Below are 23,239 nucleotides of genomic sequence, written 5' to 3' on the forward strand. Positions count from 1 at the left end.
AAATATCAGGCAAGAGTTATAAGATTTGATTAAAATGCCATAAAGGCTAGTTATATTTGCAATATTATTCGCGTGACTTAAATAAACTTTGATTCATGCTTATTCAGGTATAGGCCATGAAAGAAGACGCTCAATGATTTCGCATACCGCACCTAACAGATAGAGTGCTTCGGGTTTGTCTTCATTGCTGGCATCAAAAAAAGGAGAGAAATAATGGGCGCAAAAGCATCAAAGACTAGTGGCAATGCAGTAATTGACAATATTGCTGGACTAAATTTGAGTGAAAATGCAAAGCAAGCCGCTGAGTCACTACTTGCACAGTTTCCCAACGATATCAGGTTCACAAGTGGACGTAGGAGCGCTGCAAAGCAGGCTTCTGCGATGGCAACAAATGTCGCGGCAAAAAGAAAATGGATTCAACTGACGTATAAGGACACGCCGCAGCGAGCAGCTCTGCAAAAATGGGTTGATGATCATCCCGAAGCAATTCGTGCAGACCAAATTACTGCTGGCCTTGTAAAAGTCATGAATTCTTGGAAGGAGGCGGATTTGCGCAATTTTTCCCGCCATATGTCTGGAGATGCATTTGATGTTGCTCCTGTCTCCGGTCCCATAGGTGAACAAATCAAAGTAGCAATTTCTGTGCTGCCAAAATTACAGTGGCATACTTTCAACGAAGGCGGACTCGAAATTTGGCATGCTCAGTTCTAAGCATGACTTGCAAATGGCTGTCGTGCCTTCCAAGCTGGAATGATGGTAGTGGCTTGAAGCAAATATGCTTGGCTTATGCCACTGCAATTGCTTCAATTTCCAACAGCCATGCTTCATCGTAGATGCCAGTGATGATGATAGTCATCGCTGGCGGTACTGTGTTCTTGCCAAGCACCTCAGCCCGCACTTCGTAGGCATCCTGGATATAACGCCGGTCGGACAGGAAGATCGTCATCTTTGCGATGTGATTGAGTGTCATGTCCGCTGCCAGAAGCTGCTTTTCGATATTAGCCCAGACCATACGGCATTGATCTTTGAAGTCTTTTGGGACGGAGCCATCGCTGGCCTCTGGCACTTGGCCGCTAATGAAGAGAATGCGTGACGGATTGCTTATCTCGTGACCCTGAGCCCAGCCAGTTTTGCCTGGATTGATGGCGCGCCTATTCATGTTGGATGCTCCGTAGGATGAAGTGGATTGTATGGCAACGACAAACGATGCGGCACTGATGCAGAAGCTGCGTCTTTCCAAAGTCGTACTCCTTTCACGTGAGGTACTGTAGGGCTTGGTCTAATGCTGATGCGAACTGTAATTTGTAGCGCAAATTATCGGCCTCGAAATCAGGTTTAGTTTATCTTTGTGCTTTCGCTTTGGTGTTGCTATTGTAGCATCGCTTATCGCATGACCACTCAAGTATGTATGTTGTACTCCGCATAACTTCAATGAACAAAAACCCGTCGATTCTATGATGATTTTCTACTTTTGCAGGAATAAAGGATGAGTGCATATTATTTAATAATTAATATCAGCCTTTTAGTACAATTATCCAGTGTCGGTCAATTGCAAACCATTATAATCGCAGTTTAAAAGTTGTTATTTATTTCACTATTGCAGGGGGTGGTATGAATTTGCGTCTCATTTTTCTTGTGATGTTGTTTTCTCCTCTTTCGTTGTTTGCACAAGTGCGTCTGCCTATCATTGACGTACATCTGCATGCAATGGGCGCAGCCGATCAAGGGCCGCCGCCCTTAGGTATGTGCACACCTATCGCCAATTTCCCTGCGTGGGATCCTGTTAAATCGCCTTATGCAGACGTGTTCATGGAGATGTTCAAAAAACCGCCATGCAAAGATCCGGTCTGGTCACCTTTGAATGATAAGGCGCTGATGGACGAGACTATTGCAGCGATGGAAAAACTGAACATCGTTGGTGTTTTGAGCGGCTCTGCAAAGCGTGTGGCGACATGGCGCAAGGCTGCGCCCGGCAGATTTATTCCCGGGCTTGAGTTTCAGCTTGGAGTATCTAAAGTTTCACCGGAAGACATGCGCGCTCTTAACAAGGAGGGGCGGCTTGCAGTGCTGGGCGAGATCACCAACCAATATGCAGGTATAGCGCCCGACGATCCACGCATGGAGCCGTATTGGACTCTGGCGGAAGAGTTGGATATTCCGGTTGGTATTCATATCGGCACTGGTCCACCAGGTGTTATCTATCTCGGCAGCGTCAACTATCGTGCGCGACTACATAGTGCCTTGACGATAGAAGAAGTTCTGGTGCGACATCCAAAACTGCGCGTCTACATCATGCACGCTGGCTACCCTAAACTGGATGACATGCTGGCGGTTCTTTACGCGCATCCGCAAGTCTATGTTGATGTTGGTGTCATCGTGTTTACCCAGCCGCCCGCAGCTTTCTATGCTTACTTGCAAGCGATAGTCAATGCAGGTTTCGGTAAACGCGTCATGTTCGGGTCTGACCAAATGGTATGGCCTGGCGTGATAGAGCGTTCGGTCAAGGTGATTGAAAATGCTCCTTTCCTGAGCACTGACCAAAAAAGGGATATTTTGTACAACAATGCGGCACGGTTTTTAAGATTGAGCCCGGAAGAGATGGCTCGCCATCAAAAAATGGGAGAGCCGTAATGAGATTTTTATATTCAGATCAAACTAAACGGGGCGTTCAACGAGGTGGTTATTCTGTGCTTGTTTGGCTTTGCTTGGAAACCAACGCGCCCGTATCTGCATACACGGTGTCTCTACCAAGCGATACAGCAACCACCCACCAAATACCCCCGCTGCAGTCACCAGAACAATGGTCAGCGGCGCATTTGCGTCTATATGCCGCTTGCCCAATTCCACTCCTATCAGCATGAACACAGGTTTGTGCACCAGATAGACAGCATACGACCACAGTGCCAGTTGTGCTGCACCAGGCAAGCGCAGGCGATGCAGGTAGCTGTTCGGGCTGAGGGCAGCCAGGGTGAGGATGGCGAAGCTGATGGCGACGAGTGAAAAGCCTAGTGAGTTGACGATCATCAGCTTGTTGTAGTCGTCGCTGTTGATGCAAAACAGAACGCCGCCAGTGGCCAGCAGGCCTGTGATGAGCAGTGCCTGGCCGTGACGCATGAGTCTGTCGTATAAGCCTGTATGAAAATTCTTGAGCATGGCGATGGCAACGCCGGGGAGTAGTTCGTCAAAGCGACCAAAGCTGGAGTAGTAGACCTCTGCATCAAATGCAGGATGACCGTCCAGAAATGCCATGCCGCGAAACAGCATGCCGCCAGCTATCGCTGCAATGAGCAGGCCCCAGGCTAGCCACAACGGGCTCTTGAGTCTGATCAGGGTGAGGCTGACTATCGGCAGTATCAGGTAAAACTGTTCTTCTATGCACAGCGACCAGGAATGGGTGAAGGTTTGCCCGTATTCCAGCCCTATGTTCTGGGTGAATGTCAGGAACTGCCATAGTGGTGAGGTGCTACGTCCAGCCAATGCGACGGGAAAAATAAAATACGCCGCCAGCACGACGTAGTAGTTGGGCAGGGTGCGCAGCAGGCGTCTGGCGAAAAAATTCTTTAGCGAGAGTGCTTGCCCATTCGCTGCGGCAGACATGATCTGGTTGCCGATCAGGTAGCCGCTCAGCACAAAAAATAAATCCACGCCTGCCCAGCCTATGTCGCCAGCGAAACCAAAGGTCTGGTGCCTGCTGACAAAGCCGCAGTAGTGCGACATGAGTACCAGCAATATGGCGATGGCGCGCAGGGTGTCGAGGCCGTTGATTCTTTTGGGTTGCATGTTAGGTAGTTGATGCGGTCTATGGGGTCAAGCCAGGTCTTGATGATGGTCTTTTATTTGGCAGGCTTGCAGAGCCGCAGATTGGTGCGGGTCGCCTTGATCATGGAATGATATTTTGCATTGAATTCATCAGTGCATGAATCGCAATAATTTGCCAGGATGGTGTCGCTGACGGTGGTATCTTCTACCAATGGCTGCAGTGTCGCCATACAGCGTTCAGGCATTTGCAATTTATATTGAGCGAGTGCCACGTCATTGCGTAGCCAGCCAAGTTCCAGACGGTCCAGAATTTTGCCGCAATTGTTGAGTACGGGTTCCAGTTTTGCCAATGCTGCTGCGTAGTCTTTTTTGTCGTACAGGGTTTTGAATTCTTTGCGTGCCTGGCTACGCTCAGCTGTGCTGCAAGTGGGTGGCTGGAAGTATTGGTCTGTAATGTTCGCCAGTGAGCAATAATGTTGTTCGCAAATATCGATGCTGCCATCTACGGCAATCTCATTTTTCTTTTGAGTAAAGCGTAAAACGCAATTTTGTTTCATACTGGTTTTACGCAATGTGGCTTTGCCGCCGACGATCTCACCTTTCATATCGCAGCTACCTTCAGCTTGCGAATGAATGCTGAAGCTGAGCTTGCCTGTTTTGTCAGTTGTGATGTTCAGTTTGCTATAAGCGCCTTCGCTGACATATTCGCCCGGTACAAGTTGCCGGGCTTGCGTCAGCATGGATGCGCAGCCTATGACAATAGTGAGGAAAAACTGTAAATAATGGCGCGATAATGTCATGTCAAATCTCTGAAGATGTAAGGCCAGGAACAGGTTGAAAAAGCTCGGAGCGGCGGCATCATATCAGAACTGGCAAATTAAATAATATTCTTTTTATGCACGTTGATCAGCGACTGTGTGCATATCATTTGTAGTATCTGTCTTGATTTCTATGGCTGCAAATCTACAGATTTCAAGGAACTTAAATGCTGTTGCCTGCAAATCTGGTTTTTGCACAATAAACAAGTGTAAACTCCTGAAGCACTAAATTGATGTGATGCGCTCAAGCCGGAATCCATTTATCCCTATGTCAGTTCTATAAGCCAATAAGGCATGCTGAAAATCCTTTTCCCTTTTATCCAAAGCGCAACGATACGCTGGTATGCAGCGTTGACGCTATTGCTGCTGGTGGCAATGGCCGGGGAATTGTTTGGCCTGCGTTTGCTGGCGACGACAGAGTCGCGCTTGGGAGATGTTTATCTGCGCCATCATGCGGCTAGCTACAAAGCTGACCCGGATATTGTGGTGGTAGATATTGATGATGCAAGTTTGCTCGGCATGCAAAAGATCGCTGGCCTGTGGGCTTGGAAGCGTGAAGTTCATGCTTTTATGACGGCGGCGCTGGTTGGGTTCGCACCACGTGCATTGGTGTTCGACATCAATTTCAATGTACCTGATCTGGGGGCTCCGAAAAGTGATGCCATGTTGTCGGATCAGATCAGAGATTTTCCTCACGCTTATATGCAAGTCCTGCAATTGCAAGATACAAGCTCAAATAATGCGGTACCGATATCTGAAATCGCAAATAGTTTTGCATTGCAGCATCAAGGTAAGTCTGGTGCACGGATTGCGTTGCAATTACCGCTGGCGATTGAGCGTAAAGCTTGGCGTTTGGGCCTGGTGAATAGTCTGGATGATGGTGATGGCGTTTTACGTCGCTATCGATTGTACTCTGACGTTGCTGGCTGGCATTTACCTTCTTTACCAGCCAGAGTTGCCCAAGATTTTAATTGGCCAATGCCTGCTGGTAAGGATATTCAATTATCTTGGCCAAATGAAGGGCATCAGCGGTTTACCTATGCTGATTTATTCAAGACACTTACCGAAGACAGGCCGAACCTCACGCCGGAAGTAGAAGCACAACTCGTCCAGCTTTTTCGTAACAAAATCATCGTCATTGGGTCATCCGCAGGCGGCTTGTTTGATCATCATTTGACACCTTTGGGCCCAAACTATCCAGGCGTGGATATTCTGGCAGTTGCTCTGGATAATTTAAAGAATGGGCATAACCTGCAACAGGTTGGCGCTACATGGCCTTTTTTGTTCGGCTTATTTTTGATCATTTTGTTGGTACTGGTGTTTCAACGGCGCATTAATCCAATTCTTATAGGCAGTGGATTGACTCTGATGACCGGATTGGCCGTGTTGTTGGCGGACCAAATGGTGCTCAGGTATCGGATGTTACCTGTGGTGACGCCGCTTGCTTTTGCGTGGACTTGGTTTTTGTCCGCAGCGATAGCGGGATATTTACGTGAGCGTCGCACACGTGACAGGACAGTATCGTTGTTTGGACGCTTCCTCAATCCTGAAGTGGTACGAAAAATTGTCGATCATGGTGAAACTGTAGAAAGTTTGTCTGGCCAGATGCGTGAGATAAGTCTGTTGTTCTCCGATATACGTGGCTTTACCACTCTCTCAGAGAGCCGGCCACCGGATGAAGTGGTCAAGTTGCTTAACAGATATTTTGAAAGACAAGTTGAGGTCGTATGGCGTCATGGTGGTACCTTGGACAAGTTTATTGGTGACTGTATCATGGCTTTTTGGGGGGCTCCATTGGACGATCCTGATCACGCCAAACGGGCAGTTGCAGCGGCGCTTGAGATGGAGGAGAACTTACTTGCTTTTAAAGAGGAGTTGTACGGAGATGAATCGGATTTGCCTGATTTTGATGTCGGCATAGGTGTACATACAGGAACTGCTGTGGTAGGCTTTATCGGTGCTAAACGTAAGCTTGACTACACAGCAATCGGTGACGCCGTGAATCTTGCAAGTCGTGTAGAAGGTTTGACAAAAGGTATATCACGTATTCTCGTGACCAAAGATACCATGCTTGCTTGCCAGGAATCCGGTTTTGATTTTATTTTGCGTGGTGCTTTCCCCGTAAAGGGACGGGCTGCTGAAGTTGAGTTATACGAACCAAAAAGGAAGAGTCAATGAGAATCCCCATTTTAATGTTAACCAGTCTGGCATACGCTGGAGTTGCCTATGCAGATTCGGCTTCAACAATAAGATCAACTGCATTGCTGGAAAAAGCCAGCGCTGATTCTGCGGTTTTGGCAACGCTGTCCAGCCAAACAAAATTGGACGCGATACAGCGCCAAGGTGCATGGCAACAAGTCAAAACTACGAATGGGCAGCTAGGTTGGGTGGATATGATGTCATTGCGCTTTGAAAGTAACGGCACGAGCAATTCTGTAAATACTCTAAAAGTCCTTGGACGCACTTCCAATACTGGTTCTGTCGGCACTGGAGTTAATGGTCTGGATAAAACAGATCTTGCCCGCGCTTCGCCAAATTATTCTGAATATCAAAAAATGCAGAGAGGGGCAATAGATAGAAATACCGCACAATCATTTGGTCAACGATCAAAATTGTCTGGTAACAGGATAGAGTATTTAGACCAGAGTAGAAATACCAAGCGGGAGGATAACTAAGATGCGAAATTTTCAAAAATTGTTGATTGCCAGTATCGCAATTACATGTTGCGCGTCAGCCTCTGCCCAGTTTGACTTTATAAAAAATTTAGGAAATGGTATTGGAAAGCATGCCGAAGCTGCAAAGAATTTAATTGAACAAACCAAAGAAATTGATGAGCCACAAGAAATCGCTTTAGGGCAAGAGTTTGCTGCAACTTTATTGGGTGCGAAGCCTTTGTGGAATGATGCAGGTGCTCAACGTTATGTAAATAATTTGGGTCGTTGGTTGACTTTGCAAACCGAAAGACCTGATTTGCCCTGGACCTTTGGTGTGTTAGACGATGATGGCTTTAATGCATTTGCTACGCCCGGTGGTAATATTTTTGTGACTAGGGGTTTACTGGCGCGTATGCATAATGAGAGTGAGCTGGTCGGTGTCTTATCACACGAAATTGCGCATGTCTTGCGCAAGCACTATTTAGCAGCATTGAAAACCAAGGGATTTCTTGGCTTTGGAGCAGATCTTATAGTAAATAATTATGCTAAAGGGAATCTTGCAGAGTATAAGGAAATGGCTTTGAAGGCCGCGAAAGAAGTGTACTCCAAAGGTTTGGATAAGAGCGATGAATACGAGGCTGATCGTATCGCAGTTGTAATCGCTGCCAGAGCCGGTTATGACCCTTATGGCTTGCCAGCAGTCTTGCAGACACTGCAGTCCAAGAGTTCTCAGGATAGTAACTTCAGTCTCCTATTTGAAACACATCCTTCGCCAAATGATCGTATTGATAGCCTTGATAAAGCAATGAGGTCGCGTTTTGGATCTGGCAATTGGATCGCTGGAAAAACAATTGAAGAACGTCTTAAGGAATTCAGCCGTTAATAAATTAAGCTATTGAATAAAAAGCGCCGCATCAAGTAAAAACTTGAGCGGCGTTTTTATTTGTGGCGGGCAGCATATTGCGTATCTGTTCTAATAAAATCTCGCCAGCAATTTAGACAATTTTCCATTCGCAGTTCCCTTGCGTATCACCACATTCAGCTTTTCCATTTCTGCTTCAAATTTGCCATTCGCTGCTGCGAAGTGGGTGGTGTCATAAAACACTGGTCTGGCTGATACATAGAAAGTCTTGCCCGTCAGTTCGGGATCATTGAAGCTGGGGATGAGTTGGTCGCGCAGGTAGGCTTCTACCTGGTTTGCATGCTGCAACTGGCGTACGGGCCAGAGCATGATGTCGCTGCGGCGGTTCATGAGTTTTTTAAAGCGTGCGGCGGATGAGGCGGAGTCTTCCTGTACCTGGAAGACGACATTCTTGGCCTTTTCAAAATCCATACCGTGGCTGAAGCCGCGGCCTATGCTGACGGTTTTGCCACGCAGGTCTTCCATGGATTGAAAATTGGGACGAGGGTCACCATAGGTGATCGCCCAGATTTTTTCACTGACGACGGGGATGGAAAAGTGATACAGCTTCAGGCGTTCTGGTGATTTGGAAATGCCAAAAATAATACCTTCGCCATTTTGCGCCATGAGTTGCGCACGGTTCCATGGCAGTAACTGCTTGTCAAAGCGTATGCCGGATTCACGTTCAAAATAAATGAGTATGGCTTCCAGGTCGCGGTCCAGTGGCAATTGCCGGCCATGAATGTCCAGGCTTTCTTGCAGGAAGAGTTTGATGGTGGGTTTATCGCTGTCGGGTTTGGTTGAGCCCGCAGATGCTGGCAACAGTGCGAATACTGACAATGACAGAAGACAGACTAGCTGTTTAAAGCGGTGCAACATAGGTGTTCTCGACGGCAGTTTAAAGCCAATTGGTGTTTCTAAAAAATGGCGCAATGAGGGCATTGCATTTTGATAAGCGGATTATTTTTTTGTGTAGACATCATGGAATCAGCGCATGCCACGAAGATGGGTGTCTGAATGTTGTCTCAAAAATCCTGCACTATACAGGCTAATAATCCGGCCTGATTGTAGTCTGCAATTGCCCGAATTTTGTCTGTTCTTGGACCCTGAATACTTTGTTTGCATTCAGGTGCTTATAGTTATTGAAACCAAGTAGAATTTGGTTTGATAACCAAAATAACGAGCAGGCTTTTACCATGTCGAGAAAATCCAATACCGAGCAGCGCCGTAAAGAGATCGTTTTTGCACTATTGTCTGTCATGGCAGAGCATGGCTATGAAAAAGCCACCATCCTGGCGATCGCCAAACAGGCTGGGCTGGCTCCGGGTTTGATCCATTACCATTTCAAGAGCAAGGGTGAGATCCTGCTTTATCTGGTCAAATTGCTGGCGACCATGTCACGTGCGCGCTATGACGCACTGGCAGCAACTGCCAGCACGCCGCAAGAAAAGCTGCTGGCATATATCAACGCGCGGCTGGCCAAAGGGGAGGGCGCAATGCCTGAGGCGGTCTCGGCCTGGGTGGTAATCGGTGCTGAAGCTGTCAGGCAGCCAGAGGTGCGTGCCGTGTTTCAAGAAGCCATTGTGGCTGAACTGGTATTAATACAGGCTCTACTGACTGCATGCCTGCAAGACCAAAAGAAGCGCATTGATGGTGTCGCTGAGCTGGCGGCTGGCCTGCTGGCTTTTATGGAGGGGGCGTTTCAACTCGCCAGTGCAGCGGGCGATATCATGCCACAAGGCTATGCGGCGACTACCGCCAGGGCATTTATAGAAAACAGTCTGGCAGCACAAGTGCCTGTCTGAAAATCTTTGATATTTTACTGATTGCGCCCGTCTTCAGGAGAGCTACTCTTTCCAGCCATTTTTCATCATATTGAACAGGGTATGCAGGGAAGCTCTGGGATTTTCAGCATCTTTCGAACGATGGAACGCATCCAGAATAAAGTGGGCTATGGCCTCTGCTTCGGCTTTCTCAAGTTTATTTTTTGTTTCTTGCTGCAACACGACAGCCAATGATTTTTCATACCGCATCCAGATTTGTTTGGCGTAGACATATAAGTCAGGTGTGGAATAAATCAACTTCCTGAAGGCGTCTACCTCTTTCTTTTTGTCCACGTCAAAAGCCATAAAGCTGCCAAAATGCTCAAGTAAGGCGTCCAGTATGGATACGCCTTTTTTCCTGTCTGTAACGGCAGCAATCAGTCTTTCTTCCCGCTCGTCTTCTTCATCAAATACCAGGGTTTCTTTAGTTGGGAAGTATTTGAACAGCGTAGGCACAGACACTTCTGCCAGTCTGGCGATTTCTGCCGTCGTGACTTCGTTATAGCCTTTTTCCATAAACAACTGCGTTGCCAGATCGGAAATCATTTTCCTGGTTTTCGCCTTCTTTAATTCCCTGAGTCCCATTACTTGCCTCGTGTCGTGTCTTTGCATAAGTGTCTTGTCATCATTTTAGCAGCTTTTGTTATTTGAATTAAATAATTAAGTGACTTTACTTTTTAATTTGGTTAAATTATAGTGTGACTCAAGGCAGTATTCAGGTTGCTGATTTCAATCAAAGTTTGTTGAGATAAGCAGAAAATCCCCGGCTCCCTGCAATATTTGCAATTTCAAAACGTCTATTCATCAAGTGTGCAAACTAAGTGTGCAAACTATATTGCTGTAAAAGCATGCAATGAGATGGATAAAACCGGAATAATCGTAATGACACAAATCCATAAGCAAAGCTCGATACTCGACAAGCAGATTGCCATCATCGGTGCAGGGCCTGGCGGGTTGACATTGGCGCGCCTGCTACAGATGCATGGTGCGAAAGTGAAAGTGTTTGAGAGGGATATCAATCAGTTTGCCAGGGTGCAGGGTGCGACCCTGAATCTGAATGAAGATTCAGGTTTGTCAGCCTTGCGTGCAGCGGGTTTGATGGATGCATTTGAGCAGGCTTATCGCCCAGGTGCCGAAAAAATGCTGTTTGTGGATGCGCAGGCGGCAGTCATCATTGATGAGCTTGATTCAGAGAGCAATGACAGGCCAGAGATAGATCGTGGCCCGTTGAGGAATTTGCTGCTAGCTTCACTGGCTGACGACACCGTAGTGTGGGATGCCCGTTTCTCGTCTTTGCAAAGGACAGAAGAGTCAGTTGAAATTGCATTTGAAAACGGCGACAAATTTACTGCTGATTTGCTCATCGCTGCCGATGGCGCAAACTCAAAAATACGTCCCTATATCACACCGCTTGCACCTGAGTATTCTGGTGTGACTGTGCTGGAGGGGAGTGTCGCTGATGTAAAAACCACTATTCCAGAATTATATGAATTGCTGGATGGCGGCAAAGTTTGTGTGCTTGACGATGAAAAGACTTTATTCATCGTGTTGAAAGGCGACGGCAGCGTGGCTTTTTACACTGGGCATAAAGCGGATCAGCATTGGCATGCAAAATGCGGGATCGATTTTTCTGATCGTGATCAGGTATTCGCCTGGTTCAAGCAGGAATTCAAGGGTTGGAGTGATATCTGGGCAGAATTATTCAGGCATGCCACTCTCCCTTTCATACCGCGTCCACAATTTTGTGCGCCGGTTGATCAAAACTGGCCATCCTTGTCTAACCTGACCATGCTGGGTGATGCTGCCCATGTCATGCCGCCGTATGCAGGCGAGGGTGTGAACATGGCGATGCAGGATGCCATGGTGCTGGCGAATCAATTGCTGAACCCTGATATGGCTGATATGCGTACAGCCATCGCTGCTTATGAAGCAGAGATGCGCACACGCAATGCAGAGACCGCGGCAGAGACACTGAGATTTACCAAGGTCTTCCATTCCTATGAAGCAGTGCCGTTTTTCAGGGAATTCTTTGCTGGAAATCAGGACGTGCTTTTGCAAAAAGATGGCTTCAGGGAAGCTGCCTGAGCGATGAAAAAAACTGCATAAAGACTACAAAAAATATGAACTCAGACCATGAAAAAGAGTCTGAGTTTCAATTCGAAAGAAAGAAAATATGAATCAATCCATATCTGCTGAGCCGCCAGCGCAGTTCACTGGCTATCAAAAATTTGTACTCGCCATACTGGCATTTTTACAATTCACTATCATTCTGGATTTCATGATCATGTCACCCCTGGGTGCGATCCTGATGCCAGCTTTAAATATCACACCTTCACAGTTTGGCGTGGTGGTGTCGGCCTACGCCTTCAGTGCTGGTATCGCCGGTTTTGCAGCAGCGGGTTTTGCTGACCGTTTTGACCGCAAAAAGCTGCTACTGTTCTTTTATGTTGGTTTTATTCTTGGCACCCTGCTTTGTGGTATCGCGCCTAATTTCTATTTCCTGTTATTTGCCCGTATCGTGACTGGCTTGTTCGGTGGCGTCATTGGCTCCATAGTGATGGCGATTACGACAGACTTGTTCCCTTTCAGCATGCGCGGCAGGGTCATGGGCGTGTTGCAATCGGCGTTTGCCGGTAGTCAAATCCTGGGTTTGCCTATTGGTCTTTATCTGTCTGCTCATTGGGGCTGGCATGCGCCTTTCCTGATGATCGTGGGCATGGCTGCATTGGTCGGCGTTATCATCATCGCGAACCTGAAACCGATAGACGGCCATTTGAAATTGCAATCTGACCGCAACCCTTTCCATCATTTGCGGGATACGATAGCAACACCAAGGTATTTGCTGGCATTTGCGGCAACTGGCTTCCTGAGTATCGGCGGCTACATGCTGATGCCATTCAGCAGTGCTTTTTCAGTTAATAACCTGGGCATTTCAATGAAGGAATTGCCTATCGTTTATCTGGTCACCGGATTCGGTGCGATTATTACTGGCCCTCTGGTGGGCAAGCTCAGTGATAAATTTGGCAAATACCGCGTATTTTTATTCGGTGCGGTAATGACCATCATCATGGCGCTGATCTATACCCGTCTTGGTATTACGCCATTGCCTATGGTCATCCTGGTCAATGTCTTGCTCTTTGTTGGTATTTTTTCCCGCATGATCCCGGCCCAGGCAATGATGTCGGCTGTGCCAGCGGCTGACAGCCGGGGCGCATTCATGGCGATCAATTCATCGTTGCAGCAAATTGCCGGTGGTGTTGGTTCTGTGGTTGCCGGTATGATCGTCAGCCAGCCTGACGGTGGTGCTATATTGCATTTTGATTTGCTGGGTGACATTCTGGTTTGTACTGTGTTGCTGACCGCTGTCATGATGTATTTCATACACCGTATGGTGGCAACGCCAGTTGTTGCTGTTCCTGCCTGATCATTTACATTTCAATTGCTCATTTCAACAGAAAATCTGAATGCTCTGCCACAAGGCGGACGTTCAGATTTCAGTCATTCACTGCCCTTTGAGCATAAAGGGCCAGTCTTTCCCCAGAGCTAAGGGGTATTTCTTCCTTTATTCCCCGCATCTTGTGCTTCTGTCATAGCCAATAATTACACCTGTACATTTGCGTAATCAAAGCAGTACTTGCTTTGAGGAAATAACAGGAGTCGGCAATGGCCGAAGATAGCGATCTTGAAAGAACCGAACCGGCCTCGCCCAAGCGCCTTGAACAGGCGCGGGAAGAGGGCGACGTTCCGCGTTCACGTGAACTGTCTACCTGTACCATCCTGCTGGCAGCAGGAGGGGCGCTATGGGGTATGGGTGACGGACTGGTACATCAGTTGAATCATGCCCTGGTAGCGGGTTTGTCACTGGAGCGGGCGATTATCTATGACCATGAACTCCTGTTTTCAAAAATCGCCGCCAGCCTGATGGAAGTGCTGGTGGCTTTTGCACCAGTTGCGGGACTATTGATGGTGGTGGCGCTTGGCTCGCCTTTGCTGATAGGTGGATGGTTGTTCAGTTCAAAGGCTTTGACCCCGAATTTTTCGCGCATGAACCCGATTTCTGGTCTGGGTAATATGATATCCACCCGCGCTGGTGTGGAGTTGATCAAGGCCATCATCAAAACCATTCTGGTTGGCACCGTTGCCTGGATAGTCATCATGGGGCAAAAGAATGCCATTTTTGCCTTGCCGCTGGAATCGCTGAAATCTGGCCCAGCCCACGTCGGCCACATGATGGGTGTCTGTTTTCTGGCCATCGTTGGCTCGCTGGCTGTGATCGCTGCGATTGATGCACCTTATCAAATGTGGCAATACGCTGAAAAGCTGAAGATGACACACCAGGAAGTGGTGCAGGAATCCAAAGAGGCCAACGGTAATCCACAAATCAAGGCGAAAATTCGCGCCCAGCAGCGTGAGATGGCACGCCGCCGCATGATGTCTGAAATCCCGACAGCTGACGTCGTCGTCACCAACCCGACTCACTTTGCTGTGGCGCTGAAATATGCCGAGGGCGGCAATGGTGCCCCCAAAGTGATCGCCAAGGGTGCTGATGCGGTTGCTGCCAAAATTCGTGAACTGGCGAAAGAACACAATGTTCCCTTGCTGGAAGCGCCACCGCTGGCACGCGCTCTATATAAACACACTGAGCTTGGTGACGAGATTCCTGAAGCTCTGTACGCTGCTGTGGCTGAGGTGCTGGCCTATGTCTATCAATTGCGCAGTTACACCAAAATCGGTGGCAATAAACCTGTAGAACCAAATGATTTGCCTGTACCGCCAGAGCTTGATCCTAATAATCAAACACAAAATCAAACACAAAATCAAACAGTTAATCAAGCAGGAGTCCAGGCATGAATAGTTTCACCTTACCTGCCTGGATGAATGGCATGAATACCAGGGCGCTGGCTGCGCCTTTCCTCATCATCCTGATGCTGGCGATGATGATTTTGCCTTTGCCAGCGTTTATTCTGGATGTGTTTTTCAGCTTCAATATTGCGATTGCGATTATTGTTTTGCTGACCAGTTTGTACACGATCAAACCCCTGGATTTCATGGTGTTTCCAACTGTGCTGCTGGTCAGTACCATGTTGCGCCTGTCTCTGAACGTAGCATCTACTCGCGTGGTGTTGACTGAAGGTCACACAGGGCCGGATGCAGCCGGTAAAGTGATTGAAGCCTTCGGCCACTTTTTGATTGGTGGTAACTACACAGTCGGTATCGTGGTCTTCGTTATCCTGACCATCATTAACTTTACTGTTGTCACCAAGGGTGCTGGCCGTATCGCTGAGGTGGGTGCGCGTTTCGCCCTGGATGCGATGCCAGGCAAGCAAATGGCGATTGATGCTGATTTGAATGCCGGCCTGATCGCTGAACAGGAAGCCCGTCGTCGCCGTACTGAAGTCGCCCAAGAGGCTGAATTTTATGGTGCCATGGATGGTGCCAGTAAATATGTACGTGGTGACGCAGTCGCTGGCATCATGGTCACCGTCATCAATATCGTTGGTGGCCTCGTGGTCGGCATGGTGCAGCATGACCTGGATTTTGCGACTGCCCTGAAAAACTATACCTTGCTGGCAATTGGTGATGGCCTGGTGGCGCAAATTCCTTCGCTGATCATTTCAACGGCGGCTGGTGTCGTGGTCTCTCGTGTCGCCAGTGATCAGGATATCAGCGGACAGTTGATAGGGCAGTTGTTTGCCAAACCCCAGGTCATGATCATCACTGGCGGCATCATCGGTGGCATGGGCATTATTCCTGGCATGCCGCATATTGCCTTTATTCTGCTGGCAGCCATACTGATTGGTGGTGGCTATATGCTGAACAAGCGTGCTCAGACTGCTCCGCTCGTAGAAGAAAAGGCTGAAGCTCCTGCCAGCGCCAGTCAGGAAATGGAAGAAGCGACCTGGCAAGATATTTTGCCTGTCGATACCCTGGGCCTGGAGGTTGGTTATCGCCTGATTCCGCTGGTGGACAAAAATCAGGGTGGCGAGCTGTTGCGCCGTATCAAAGGCATACGCAAAAAATTCGCTCAAGAAGTCGGTTTTTTGTCGCCGCCTGTCCATATTCGCGACAATCTGGAGCTGAAACCTTCGGCTTACAGGATTACTCTCAAAGGCGTGGAAGTCGGTGCCGGTGAAGCGCTTAGTGGTCAGTATCTGGCGATCAACCCTGGCATGGTAACTGGCAACTTGCCCGGTGCTGTCACGAATGATCCTGCCTTTGGCTTGCCTGCGGTCTGGATAGAAGCTGCCATGCGCGAACAGGCACAATCCATGGGCTATACCGTGGTCGATTCTGGTACTGTTATCGCTACCCATTTGAATCACCTGATCACCAGCCACGCAGCTGAATTGCTGGGCCGTCAGGAAGTACAACTGCTGATGGATCATCTGGCAAAAGACATGCCGAAAATGGTGGAAGAACTGGTGCCAAAAGCCCTGCCTTTGTCTGTGCTGCAAAAAGTATTACAGAACCTGCTCATCGAAGGTGTGCATATCCGTGACATGCGCACCATCATAGAGACTTTGTCTGAGCAAGCCATGCACACCCAGGATGCCAATGAACTGACGGCGCAAGTCAGGATCGCGCTGGGCCGTGCCATCGTCCAGCAAATCTTCCCGACCGGGAATGAGATGACGGTCATGACGCTGGATAGCCGCCTTGAACGCCTGCTGATGCAAGCACTGCAAACCAGCGGCGCCGATGGCTCAGGCATAGAACCCGGCCTGGCCGATACCCTGGCGAGCCAGACCGAGGCAGCCGCCCAGCATCAGGAGCAAATGGGCCTGACACCGGTCTTGCTGGTGCCCGCACCGTTACGTGCCTTGCTGTCGCGCTTCCTGCGCCGCAATTTGCCGCAACTTAAAGTCTTGTCACACGCAGAAGTACCTGAAACAAAAACCATTAGAGTCACCAGTCTGGTCGGAGGTCAATCATGAACGTCAGAAAATTTACCGCGAATACTTCTCGCGAAGCCTTGCGCATGTTGCGCGATGCTTTGGGGGCAGATGCCGTGATCTTGTCGAACCGTAATGTGGGCGGCAAGGTGGAGATTCTGGCGATGGCCGATGAAGCCATCAGCGCTATTGAACCCACTTCCAGCGATGAGGCGCCAGTACCTGAGGTGCCGCGCTTTGCACCACGTTTCCAGCCTGAGGAACCTGTCGTCAGACAGCGTACCATTGCACGTGCTGATGAGCCTGTAGCTAGGCCATCCTTCAGGGCGGCGATCAGTACGCCCAGCGTACCCAATTTCACCAGTGAAATCGAAGCGCCGGTGAGCGCCAATGAACTCAATGACGTGATGTCAGAAATACGTTCCATGCGCAGTATGCTGGAATCGCAACTGGCAGAAATTTCTTGGACTCAGACACAAAAACGCCAGCCGCAAAAAGCAGAGATTTTGCGTGAATTGCTGGCTACCGGCTTTAGCGCCAGCCTGTCCCGCTACCTGGTAGAAAAACTGCCAGAAACTGGCAAGGTCGAAAATGGCCTGGATTGGATCAAAAACATCCTGGTACGCAATCTGTCTACGATCGACAATGAAAATGAAATGCTGGAAAAGGGTGGCGTGTATGCCCTGGTCGGTCCTACAGGTGTGGGCAAAACCACGACCACGGCCAAGCTGGCAGCCCGTTGCGTGATGCGTCATGGCCCCTCCAAACTGGCACTGATCACCACAGACGGTTATCGTATCGGCGGCTTTGAACAATTGCGCATCTACGGCAAAATCCTGGGTGTGATGGTACATGCCGTCAAGGATGAAGCTGATTTGCGCATAGCCTTGTCCGAGCTCAAGAACAAGCACACGGTCTTGATCGATACTGTCGGTGTCAGTCAGCGCGATAAAATGGTGACTGAACAGGTGGCGATGTTGTCTGGAACAGACACTCCAGTGAAGCGTTTGCTGTGCCTGAATGCGACATCAACCGGTGAAACCTTGAGCGAAGTGGTGCGTGCTTATCAGGGCAATGGCCTGGCAGGTTGCATTTTGACCAAACTCGATGAGGCAGCAACCATAGGTGGTGCGCTTGATATTGCGATACGCCAGAAGCTCATGGTGTATTACGTCGCCAGTGGTCAGCGCGTGCCTGAGGATCTGCATATTGCCAACAAGCTGTATTTGATAGACCGTGCTTTCAAACTCAAGCGCGAAACGGCTGCTTTCCGTTATCTCGATGAAGAATTGCCTCTGCTGATGGCTGGTGCAGTCAATGCTGCTCAAGCATCAGGACGTGCTGGTCAGGAGGTGTCCCTTGGCTAGTTTCGATCAGGCTGAAGGCCTGCGCCGCATGCTGGCTGGGCCAAAACCAAGAGTGTTTACTTTTTTGTCAGCATTGAGGGAAGATGAAAAAAGCGGCATGCTGGTTAATCTGGGGGTGTCACTGGCACGTCAGGGTAATCAGGTGTTGATGGTGGATGCGCGCTCTTCAGAAAACAGCGTGGGCGCTTGGTTGAATGCCAACCTTGATCAGACCTTATTGGATGTAGCGAAACAACAGCGTACAATGAAGGAAGCAGTGAAATTGGTCGCTTCCGGCTTGTCGGTGACGATGTTGGCGCGCCATGCGTGGCTGCCGCAAGAAAACACGCGACAATTGTCCAAAGTGTTTGATGTGGCGGCGAATCGTGCTGACCTGGTCATCGTGGATAGCGAGATCAATCTGGATGACAGTTTCCCACTGGCGACGCTGGACGACAGCGAGCTGGTGATACAGGTTTCGGCTGATCCGGACATGATCAAGGCTGCTTATGGCCTGATCAAGCGTGTGAGCAACCGCCTTGGCAGGCGTGGTTATGGTATTTTAGTATCCGGTGCATCGGAAAAAGAGGCGAGATTGATTTATACAAATATGGCGCAAGCGGCCAGCCGTTATCTGGCAGTGCCGCTGCACTACGTCGGCAATGTGCCGGAAGATGAACATGTAAGAAAGGCTGCACATTTGGGACGCTCTGTGATTGATGCTTTTCCTAAAGCCCTTGCTTCGCTGGCATTCTCCCGGCTGGCTGAACAATTGGCGAAGACCGCGCGTTCCACATTATGTTTAGAGGGAGTCCCTGAGCTGGGTGTCGGTCTCGGAATGTAATCAAAAAATGTACACCGCTAGCGGAAAATCAGATAAAAACTTCCTTTTAAGGGAGCATGCGCCCCTGGTCAAGCGTCTGGCTTACCAGTTGAAGGCGCGCCTGCCTCCCAGTGTGGAGGTAGACGATCTCGTGCAGGCCGGTATGATAGGCCTGCTGGATGCCGTTAACCGCTATGAAGATACCCATGGAGCACAGTTTGAAACCTATGCGGTACAGCGCATACGAGGGGCCATGCTGGATGAATTGCGCAGTAGTGACTGGCTGCCGCGTGGCGTGCGCCAGAATATGCGCAAGATAGAAAATGCCATGAATGTGCTACAGCAAAAGCTGGGGCGACCACCATTGGAAACGGAAGTGGCCAAGTCGCTCAAGCTCAGCCTGGAAGAGTACCAGAACCTGCTCACCGACAGTGGCGGGCATCAACTTGTGTACTACGAAGACTTTCATGATTCAGATACCAAGGAACATTTTCTCGATCATTATTGCTCGGATTTTTCTGGCGATCCGCTACAGGATTTGCTTAATGACGACTTCCGCGATGCTGTCATCGGTGCGATAGACAGCTTGCCGGAGCGAGAGAAACTGCTCATGGGTCTGTACTATGAGCAGGAATTAAATCTTAAAGAAATCGGTGCCGTGATGGGGGTGTCAGAATCGCGGGTCTCACAATTACATAGTCAGGCGGTCGCCCGGCTCAGGGCATACTTAAGGGAGAAAGCGTGGACTGGGCTAGCATAGTTGGTTTGATACTGGTGGTGTTGGGCATCGTCAGCGGACAGTTGATTGAAGGCGGGCGCCTGTCTTCGCTGGTGCAGCCAGCTGCTTTTGTTATCGTGGTTATCGGGACCCTGGGCGCAGTTTTATTGCAAAGCAGGCTGAATACTTTCGTGCGCGGCGTGCGTATGCTGCGCTGGGTGGTCTCTGAACCGCCGGATAGCAGCAAAAAAAATGTCGCAGATGCACTGATTTGGAGTGTGGTTGCCAGACGAGAAGGCTTTCTTAGTCTGGAGCGTTATATGAACGCCTCCACCGATCCCTTCATAGGCAAGGGCCTGCGTCTGGTGATTGATGGCATAGACCCGATACGCCTGAAAGACATACTCGATGTCGATATTTCCCTGTATGAAATGGAGCAGCGCCAGGCTGCCAAAATTTGGGAAGCAGCGGGTGGTTATTCTCCTACCATAGGTATCCTGGGTGCTGTGCTGGGGCTGATACATGTGATGGAAAATCTTAGTGATCCATCCAAACTCGGTGGCGGTATTGCAGTTGCCTTTGTTGCCACGATCTATGGCGTGGGTATGGCCAACTTACTATTCTTGCCAGTCAGCCATAAACTGAAAGAAATCATAGGCCGTGAAGTGACGCGACGTGAAATGCTGTCTGATATTTTTTATAGCATCGCTTTGGGCGATAGCCCGCGTGTGGTGGAAGAAAGACTGACCAATCATCGCAACTGACGGTAAGACTACAAGGTAACGCTACTCTGCGAAAATATACTTATGGCAAGAAAAAAATACCACGAAGAACCAGAAAACCATGATAGATGGCTGGTTTCTTACGCGGATTTTATTACCTTGCTGTTTGCCTTTTTTGTCGTCATGTACGCGATATCCTCTCTCAACGAGGGTAAGTACCGCGTCTTGTCAAATTCTCTGACTGGTGCCTTTGGCAAGGTCATGACGGTTAATCCCAGGTCTGTTGATGCGCCGACTGAGCAAAAGATCAAGCTTGATCCTTTGCCGCTGGTCAAAAACCGTATCAGCGAGGGTTTGCGCAAGGAGCGGGCGCAAATGACCACCATGGCCAAGGATATCCTGACCGTGCTGGAGCCCCTGGTGCGTGAAGGCAAGGTGCGGGTGACTCAGACCAGCCGCGGAATCACCATAGAAATTAATGCCAGCCTCTTGTTTGCACCGGGTGATGCCCGTCTGAATATCGATTCCATACAGGCACTGAAAGCCATAGCGGGTGTCCTCAAGATCGATACCCATGCAATACAGGTAGAAGGGCATACCGATAATCTGCCTATTAAAAATTCCATCTTCCCCTCTAACTGGGAACTGTCTGCCGTGCGGGCCAGTACGGTTGCACGTTTGCTCACAGAGAATGGTGTCGATGAAAACCGGGTGACAGCGGTAGGACAGGGGGCGAAATTGCCTGTGAGTGATAATGAGACGCCGGAAGGGCGAGCCAGGAACCGGCGTGTATCAGTCACCATATTGGCTGTGTTGCCAGAACCAGTGGTGGAAGTGCCTATATTGCCAGCGCCTGCGGCAACATCATTGCCCGCACCAGCTGTGAGGCCAGCCGCAGCTTCCTTGTCTGAAGCTGCCCTGATACCTTGAACTAATTACATTGAACTAATGAAGTTTGCCCGGAAAGGCTGAGGGTAGCCTGAGCGCGATAAAAGGGTGGGACGCGGTCAGGCACGGTAGGCATTAAGTGGCGATATAGCCTTTGCCTGGCGTGCTTTTGACAGTCGATTGACCATTCGGGCCGTACATGGACCCAGCTTGATTCGTATTTTGTTGCAACAAGTTTAAGGTTGCCTGGTTCAGTGACAATCTGCGGTTGATCAGCAAGCCATTTGTGCGATTGTCTTCTTTGGCTTGCCCCGTCAATTGCAATAGCGCATCCCATTGTTTGGCAACAGCCTGGGCATCGTCGGCTTGCTGCAAATACGCTTGCATACCATCAATATCAGCGTTAAATCCAAGTTCACTCAAAAAGCTGTTTCGCTTTTTTTCAAGTTCTGTCATTTTGACCACAAGTTGTCCCTTGCTCTGGGTAAAGTCATTGAGCTGGACAATATCGCTTTCAACCAAGGCAGATTGCTCTTGCTTCAGCAGATCGGCGAGCGACGACATGACGCTCACTTCTTCCTGCAGGCATTGTTGAATGGCAGCGTGTCCGGAACTTGTTGCGTTCATTTTAGCGTTTTCTGGAGTTGAGCAAATCTTTAACTGTTTCCAGAAGCCCGTCAGCGACTTTTTCCGAATTCACCTGAAAGCGTCCTTCGGAAATGGCCAGCTTGATAGCTTCCACCTTCTTCGTCTCAAACACAGCATTGCTGGCTTGCGTACTCTGCAAGGCTTGCAATTGTGAAGACAGGGTCGAAATTTGTACTTTCGACGAATTCGCTACGGGTACCGCATTTTCCGCGGGTTTTTCCGTGCGAGCCTGTTGCGGGCTGACTGGTAGCCCCGCGGTCTTATTCAGTGCGTCATCAATTTTCACAGCGATACCCTCTAGTGTGGGACTTACAAACATCTACATCCAGTTTATCGGCTGTGTAATTTTAAACTTTAACCTTACTGTGAAAAAATATTGCATACATTTAATTCTATAGGGTAAATATCTTACTCTCAGTAAACTATTTCTATAATGCCACCACTCTTTGCAACGCCGCTGATGGTTTGTCCAGAGCTGGTTTTGGCCTTGGCAATTTGACCATCTGCTGCGTTATTGAGAGCTATAGCATCTGTTGCCACCTGGAATCCCGGTCCATTACTGACTACCCGCACAGATTGTCCTTGTTGCACCACTGCTGGGCTCTTTAAGGCATCCAGGCGCATGACACTGCCAGAGGCCATGGAAACCTGCATGCTTTTGCCGATAGCTTGCTCAGGAGCAGTGATGACGCCCGCTGGCAATTTTGAGATGTCGCCTCTTTGTTTGTTTAAATCGTTAAGTCCGATAACTTGCCCATGAGTAAGAGCATTGGCGGCAACGTAATAATCTGCCGTGACTTGCACATTTGCCTGCAGATAGACCAGCCAGGGGGCCGGCGCTGTACAGCGTATCGCCAGAGTCACCTTGCCCCAGGGTTTGCTGCCAGGTAATAAATAAGGATTGGGATTGTCGCAAGCTTGTAAGTTGAGCCGTTTATCAACTTCACCCACGGTCACCAGTACTTCATTGCTCAGGCCTGAGGCCTGTAGTGTCAAAAAGTCCAGTGCAATCTGGCGTAGCTGTGCAGTGTCTTGAGCCTGGGCTGCAGGCGTAGCCTGGCTGGCACATGTCAGACCTAGCATTGCCAGTGCTAAAACCTGTTTGCAGACGAGTCTGCTGAATTTGGCTTTCATCATGTTTCCTGCCTGGATTGTTCTGAACTCTATTTTAGGATTCACAGGCTTTTTTGAAAGCGTGAATAAACGGGTTTTTCCCTTTCTGCTTGCCTGATCAAACTTGTGCTGT

23 protein-coding genes are annotated in these 23,239 nt (G+C 49.1%); 15 read left to right on the forward strand and 8 right to left on the reverse strand.

Annotated elements, in window-relative coordinates:
* Positions 1 to 213: 213 nt before the first annotated feature.
* Positions 214 to 711 (forward strand): hypothetical protein, encoded by a 498-nt coding sequence (locus ACO0LD_RS16165; RefSeq protein ID WP_423008559.1) that lies wholly within the window; start codon positions 214 to 216, stop codon positions 709 to 711.
* A 73-nt stretch (positions 712 to 784) separates the two neighbouring features.
* On the opposite strand, the gene ACO0LD_RS16170 is transcribed toward ACO0LD_RS16165, so the two are convergent.
* On the reverse strand, positions 785 to 1,159 hold the full coding sequence (locus ACO0LD_RS16170; protein WP_423008561.1) for a RidA family protein: 375 nt from the start codon (positions 1,157 to 1,159) through the stop codon (positions 785 to 787).
* Positions 1,160 to 1,611: 452 nt separating this feature from the next.
* On the opposite strand from ACO0LD_RS16170, the gene ACO0LD_RS16175 reads away from it, so the two are divergent.
* Positions 1,612 to 2,631: an amidohydrolase family protein gene (locus ACO0LD_RS16175; protein ID WP_423008563.1), complete on the forward strand. Its 1,020-nt coding sequence runs from the start codon at positions 1,612 to 1,614 to the stop codon at positions 2,629 to 2,631.
* A 24-nt stretch (positions 2,632 to 2,655) separates the two neighbouring features.
* Here ACO0LD_RS16175 and ACO0LD_RS16180 read toward each other — a convergent pair whose 3' ends face one another.
* Positions 2,656 to 3,780, reverse strand: a complete 1,125-nt coding sequence (locus ACO0LD_RS16180) for an acyltransferase family protein (RefSeq protein ID WP_423008565.1) — start codon at positions 3,778 to 3,780, stop codon at positions 2,656 to 2,658.
* A 53-nt stretch (positions 3,781 to 3,833) separates the two neighbouring features.
* Complete coding sequence (locus ACO0LD_RS16185; RefSeq protein WP_423008567.1) at positions 3,834 to 4,559, reverse strand: hypothetical protein; 726 nt, start codon at positions 4,557 to 4,559, stop codon at positions 3,834 to 3,836.
* A 312-nt stretch (positions 4,560 to 4,871) separates the two neighbouring features.
* Here ACO0LD_RS16185 and ACO0LD_RS16190 point away from each other — a divergent pair, with 312 nt between their 5' ends.
* The 3 genes from ACO0LD_RS16190 to ACO0LD_RS16200 are packed head-to-tail and all read left to right on the forward strand — an operon-like array spanning position 4,872 to position 8,114.
* On the forward strand, positions 4,872 to 6,755 hold the full coding sequence (locus ACO0LD_RS16190) for a CHASE2 domain-containing protein (RefSeq protein WP_423008569.1): 1,884 nt from the start codon (positions 4,872 to 4,874) through the stop codon (positions 6,753 to 6,755).
* Positions 6,752 to 7,252 carry an SH3 domain-containing protein gene (locus tag ACO0LD_RS16195; RefSeq protein WP_423008571.1) on the forward strand — a complete coding sequence of 167 codons (501 nt, stop codon included), beginning with the start codon at positions 6,752 to 6,754 and terminating at the stop codon, positions 7,250 to 7,252. The genes ACO0LD_RS16190 and ACO0LD_RS16195 overlap by 4 nt, the downstream gene beginning before the upstream one ends.
* A 1-nt stretch (position 7,253) precedes the next feature.
* On the forward strand, positions 7,254 to 8,114 hold the full coding sequence (locus tag ACO0LD_RS16200; RefSeq protein ID WP_423008573.1) for a M48 family metallopeptidase: 861 nt from the start codon (positions 7,254 to 7,256) through the stop codon (positions 8,112 to 8,114).
* Positions 8,115 to 8,204: 90 nt separating this feature from the next.
* On the opposite strand, the gene ACO0LD_RS16205 is transcribed toward ACO0LD_RS16200, so the two are convergent.
* Entirely contained in the window at positions 8,205 to 9,011 is an 807-nt protein-coding gene (locus ACO0LD_RS16205) for a substrate-binding periplasmic protein (RefSeq protein WP_423008575.1), read from the reverse strand.
* Between the two features lie 317 nt (positions 9,012 to 9,328).
* Here ACO0LD_RS16205 and ACO0LD_RS16210 point away from each other — a divergent pair, with 317 nt between their 5' ends.
* On the forward strand, positions 9,329 to 9,937 hold the full coding sequence (locus ACO0LD_RS16210; protein WP_423008577.1) for a TetR/AcrR family transcriptional regulator: 609 nt from the start codon (positions 9,329 to 9,331) through the stop codon (positions 9,935 to 9,937).
* A 42-nt stretch (positions 9,938 to 9,979) separates the two neighbouring features.
* On the opposite strand, the gene ACO0LD_RS16215 is transcribed toward ACO0LD_RS16210, so the two are convergent.
* Entirely contained in the window at positions 9,980 to 10,540 is a 561-nt protein-coding gene (locus ACO0LD_RS16215; protein WP_423008579.1) for a TetR/AcrR family transcriptional regulator, read from the reverse strand.
* Between the two features lie 297 nt (positions 10,541 to 10,837).
* Between ACO0LD_RS16215 and ACO0LD_RS16220 the strand changes: the two genes are divergently transcribed.
* The 9 genes from ACO0LD_RS16220 to motD all read left to right on the forward strand — a co-directional run bounded on the left by ACO0LD_RS16220 (position 10,838) and on the right by motD (position 21,387).
* Positions 10,838 to 12,040: an FAD-dependent oxidoreductase gene (locus tag ACO0LD_RS16220; protein ID WP_423008581.1), complete on the forward strand. Its 1,203-nt coding sequence runs from the start codon at positions 10,838 to 10,840 to the stop codon at positions 12,038 to 12,040.
* A gap of 88 nt (positions 12,041 to 12,128) precedes the next feature.
* Entirely contained in the window at positions 12,129 to 13,379 is a 1,251-nt protein-coding gene (locus tag ACO0LD_RS16225; protein WP_423008583.1) for an MFS transporter, read from the forward strand.
* A 239-nt stretch (positions 13,380 to 13,618) separates the two neighbouring features.
* Positions 13,619 to 14,806 (forward strand): flagellar biosynthesis protein FlhB, encoded by a 1,188-nt coding sequence (flhB, locus tag ACO0LD_RS16230; protein WP_423008585.1) that lies wholly within the window; start codon positions 13,619 to 13,621, stop codon positions 14,804 to 14,806.
* Positions 14,803 to 16,890: a flagellar biosynthesis protein FlhA gene (flhA, locus tag ACO0LD_RS16235; RefSeq protein ID WP_423008587.1), complete on the forward strand. Its 2,088-nt coding sequence runs from the start codon at positions 14,803 to 14,805 to the stop codon at positions 16,888 to 16,890. The genes flhB and flhA overlap by 4 nt, the downstream gene beginning before the upstream one ends.
* Positions 16,887 to 18,215, forward strand: a complete 1,329-nt coding sequence (gene flhF, locus ACO0LD_RS16240; RefSeq protein WP_423008589.1) for a flagellar biosynthesis protein FlhF — start codon at positions 16,887 to 16,889, stop codon at positions 18,213 to 18,215. The genes flhA and flhF overlap by 4 nt, the downstream gene beginning before the upstream one ends.
* Positions 18,208 to 19,038: a MinD/ParA family ATP-binding protein gene (locus ACO0LD_RS16245; protein WP_423008591.1), complete on the forward strand. Its 831-nt coding sequence runs from the start codon at positions 18,208 to 18,210 to the stop codon at positions 19,036 to 19,038. The genes flhF and ACO0LD_RS16245 overlap by 8 nt, the downstream gene beginning before the upstream one ends.
* 7 nt (positions 19,039 to 19,045) lie before the next feature.
* A complete protein-coding gene (locus ACO0LD_RS16250) occupies positions 19,046 to 19,777 on the forward strand; it encodes an RNA polymerase sigma factor FliA (protein WP_423008593.1) in 732 nt (243 codons plus the stop codon).
* Positions 19,759 to 20,499: a flagellar motor protein gene (locus ACO0LD_RS16255; protein ID WP_423008595.1), complete on the forward strand. Its 741-nt coding sequence runs from the start codon at positions 19,759 to 19,761 to the stop codon at positions 20,497 to 20,499. The genes ACO0LD_RS16250 and ACO0LD_RS16255 overlap by 19 nt, the downstream gene beginning before the upstream one ends.
* A 42-nt stretch (positions 20,500 to 20,541) precedes the next feature.
* A complete protein-coding gene (gene motD, locus ACO0LD_RS16260) occupies positions 20,542 to 21,387 on the forward strand; it encodes a flagellar motor protein MotD (RefSeq protein ID WP_423008597.1) in 846 nt (281 codons plus the stop codon).
* Positions 21,388 to 21,480: 93 nt separating this feature from the next.
* Here motD and ACO0LD_RS16265 read toward each other — a convergent pair whose 3' ends face one another.
* From ACO0LD_RS16265 to flgA, 3 genes are all read right to left on the reverse strand, one after another.
* Complete coding sequence (locus ACO0LD_RS16265) at positions 21,481 to 21,972, reverse strand: flagella synthesis protein FlgN (protein WP_423008599.1); 492 nt, start codon at positions 21,970 to 21,972, stop codon at positions 21,481 to 21,483.
* Position 21,973: 1 nt separating this feature from the next.
* Positions 21,974 to 22,279: a flagellar biosynthesis anti-sigma factor FlgM gene (flgM, locus tag ACO0LD_RS16270; RefSeq protein WP_423008601.1), complete on the reverse strand. Its 306-nt coding sequence runs from the start codon at positions 22,277 to 22,279 to the stop codon at positions 21,974 to 21,976.
* 128 nt (positions 22,280 to 22,407) lie between these two features.
* On the reverse strand, positions 22,408 to 23,130 hold the full coding sequence (gene flgA, locus ACO0LD_RS16275) for a flagellar basal body P-ring formation chaperone FlgA (protein ID WP_423008603.1): 723 nt from the start codon (positions 23,128 to 23,130) through the stop codon (positions 22,408 to 22,410).
* Between the last annotated feature and the right edge of the window lie 109 nt (positions 23,131 to 23,239).

Origin of the sequence: Undibacterium sp. Ji83W, from assembly GCF_049340385.1 — a bacterium.
In the GTDB taxonomy this organism is placed as follows: Bacteria; Pseudomonadota; Gammaproteobacteria; order Burkholderiales; family Burkholderiaceae_D; genus Undibacterium.

Excerpts from the sequence above, each read along its gene's own strand:
- ACO0LD_RS16165 (WP_423008559.1), top strand. The coding sequence starts at position 214 with ATGGGCGCAAAAGCATCAAAGACTAGTGGCAATGCAGTAATTGACAAT.
- ACO0LD_RS16170 (WP_423008561.1), bottom strand. The coding sequence starts at position 1,159 with ATGAATAGGCGCGCCATCAATCCAGGCAAAACTGGCTGGGCTCAGGGT.
- ACO0LD_RS16175 (WP_423008563.1), top strand. The coding sequence starts at position 1,612 with ATGAATTTGCGTCTCATTTTTCTTGTGATGTTGTTTTCTCCTCTTTCG.
- ACO0LD_RS16180 (WP_423008565.1), bottom strand. The coding sequence starts at position 3,780 with ATGCAACCCAAAAGAATCAACGGCCTCGACACCCTGCGCGCCATCGCC.
- ACO0LD_RS16185 (WP_423008567.1), bottom strand. The coding sequence starts at position 4,559 with ATGACATTATCGCGCCATTATTTACAGTTTTTCCTCACTATTGTCATA.
- ACO0LD_RS16190 (WP_423008569.1), top strand. The coding sequence starts at position 4,872 with ATGCTGAAAATCCTTTTCCCTTTTATCCAAAGCGCAACGATACGCTGG.
- ACO0LD_RS16195 (WP_423008571.1), top strand. The coding sequence starts at position 6,752 with ATGAGAATCCCCATTTTAATGTTAACCAGTCTGGCATACGCTGGAGTT.
- ACO0LD_RS16200 (WP_423008573.1), top strand. The coding sequence starts at position 7,254 with ATGCGAAATTTTCAAAAATTGTTGATTGCCAGTATCGCAATTACATGT.
- ACO0LD_RS16205 (WP_423008575.1), bottom strand. The coding sequence starts at position 9,011 with ATGTTGCACCGCTTTAAACAGCTAGTCTGTCTTCTGTCATTGTCAGTA.
- ACO0LD_RS16210 (WP_423008577.1), top strand. The coding sequence starts at position 9,329 with ATGTCGAGAAAATCCAATACCGAGCAGCGCCGTAAAGAGATCGTTTTT.
- ACO0LD_RS16215 (WP_423008579.1), bottom strand. The coding sequence starts at position 10,540 with ATGGGACTCAGGGAATTAAAGAAGGCGAAAACCAGGAAAATGATTTCC.
- ACO0LD_RS16220 (WP_423008581.1), top strand. The coding sequence starts at position 10,838 with ATGACACAAATCCATAAGCAAAGCTCGATACTCGACAAGCAGATTGCC.
- ACO0LD_RS16225 (WP_423008583.1), top strand. The coding sequence starts at position 12,129 with ATGAATCAATCCATATCTGCTGAGCCGCCAGCGCAGTTCACTGGCTAT.
- flhB (WP_423008585.1), top strand. The coding sequence starts at position 13,619 with ATGGCCGAAGATAGCGATCTTGAAAGAACCGAACCGGCCTCGCCCAAG.
- flhA (WP_423008587.1), top strand. The coding sequence starts at position 14,803 with ATGAATAGTTTCACCTTACCTGCCTGGATGAATGGCATGAATACCAGG.
- flhF (WP_423008589.1), top strand. The coding sequence starts at position 16,887 with ATGAACGTCAGAAAATTTACCGCGAATACTTCTCGCGAAGCCTTGCGC.
- ACO0LD_RS16250 (WP_423008593.1), top strand. The coding sequence starts at position 19,046 with ATGTACACCGCTAGCGGAAAATCAGATAAAAACTTCCTTTTAAGGGAG.
- motD (WP_423008597.1), top strand. The coding sequence starts at position 20,542 with ATGGCAAGAAAAAAATACCACGAAGAACCAGAAAACCATGATAGATGG.
- ACO0LD_RS16265 (WP_423008599.1), bottom strand. The coding sequence starts at position 21,972 with ATGAACGCAACAAGTTCCGGACACGCTGCCATTCAACAATGCCTGCAG.
- flgA (WP_423008603.1), bottom strand. The coding sequence starts at position 23,130 with ATGATGAAAGCCAAATTCAGCAGACTCGTCTGCAAACAGGTTTTAGCA.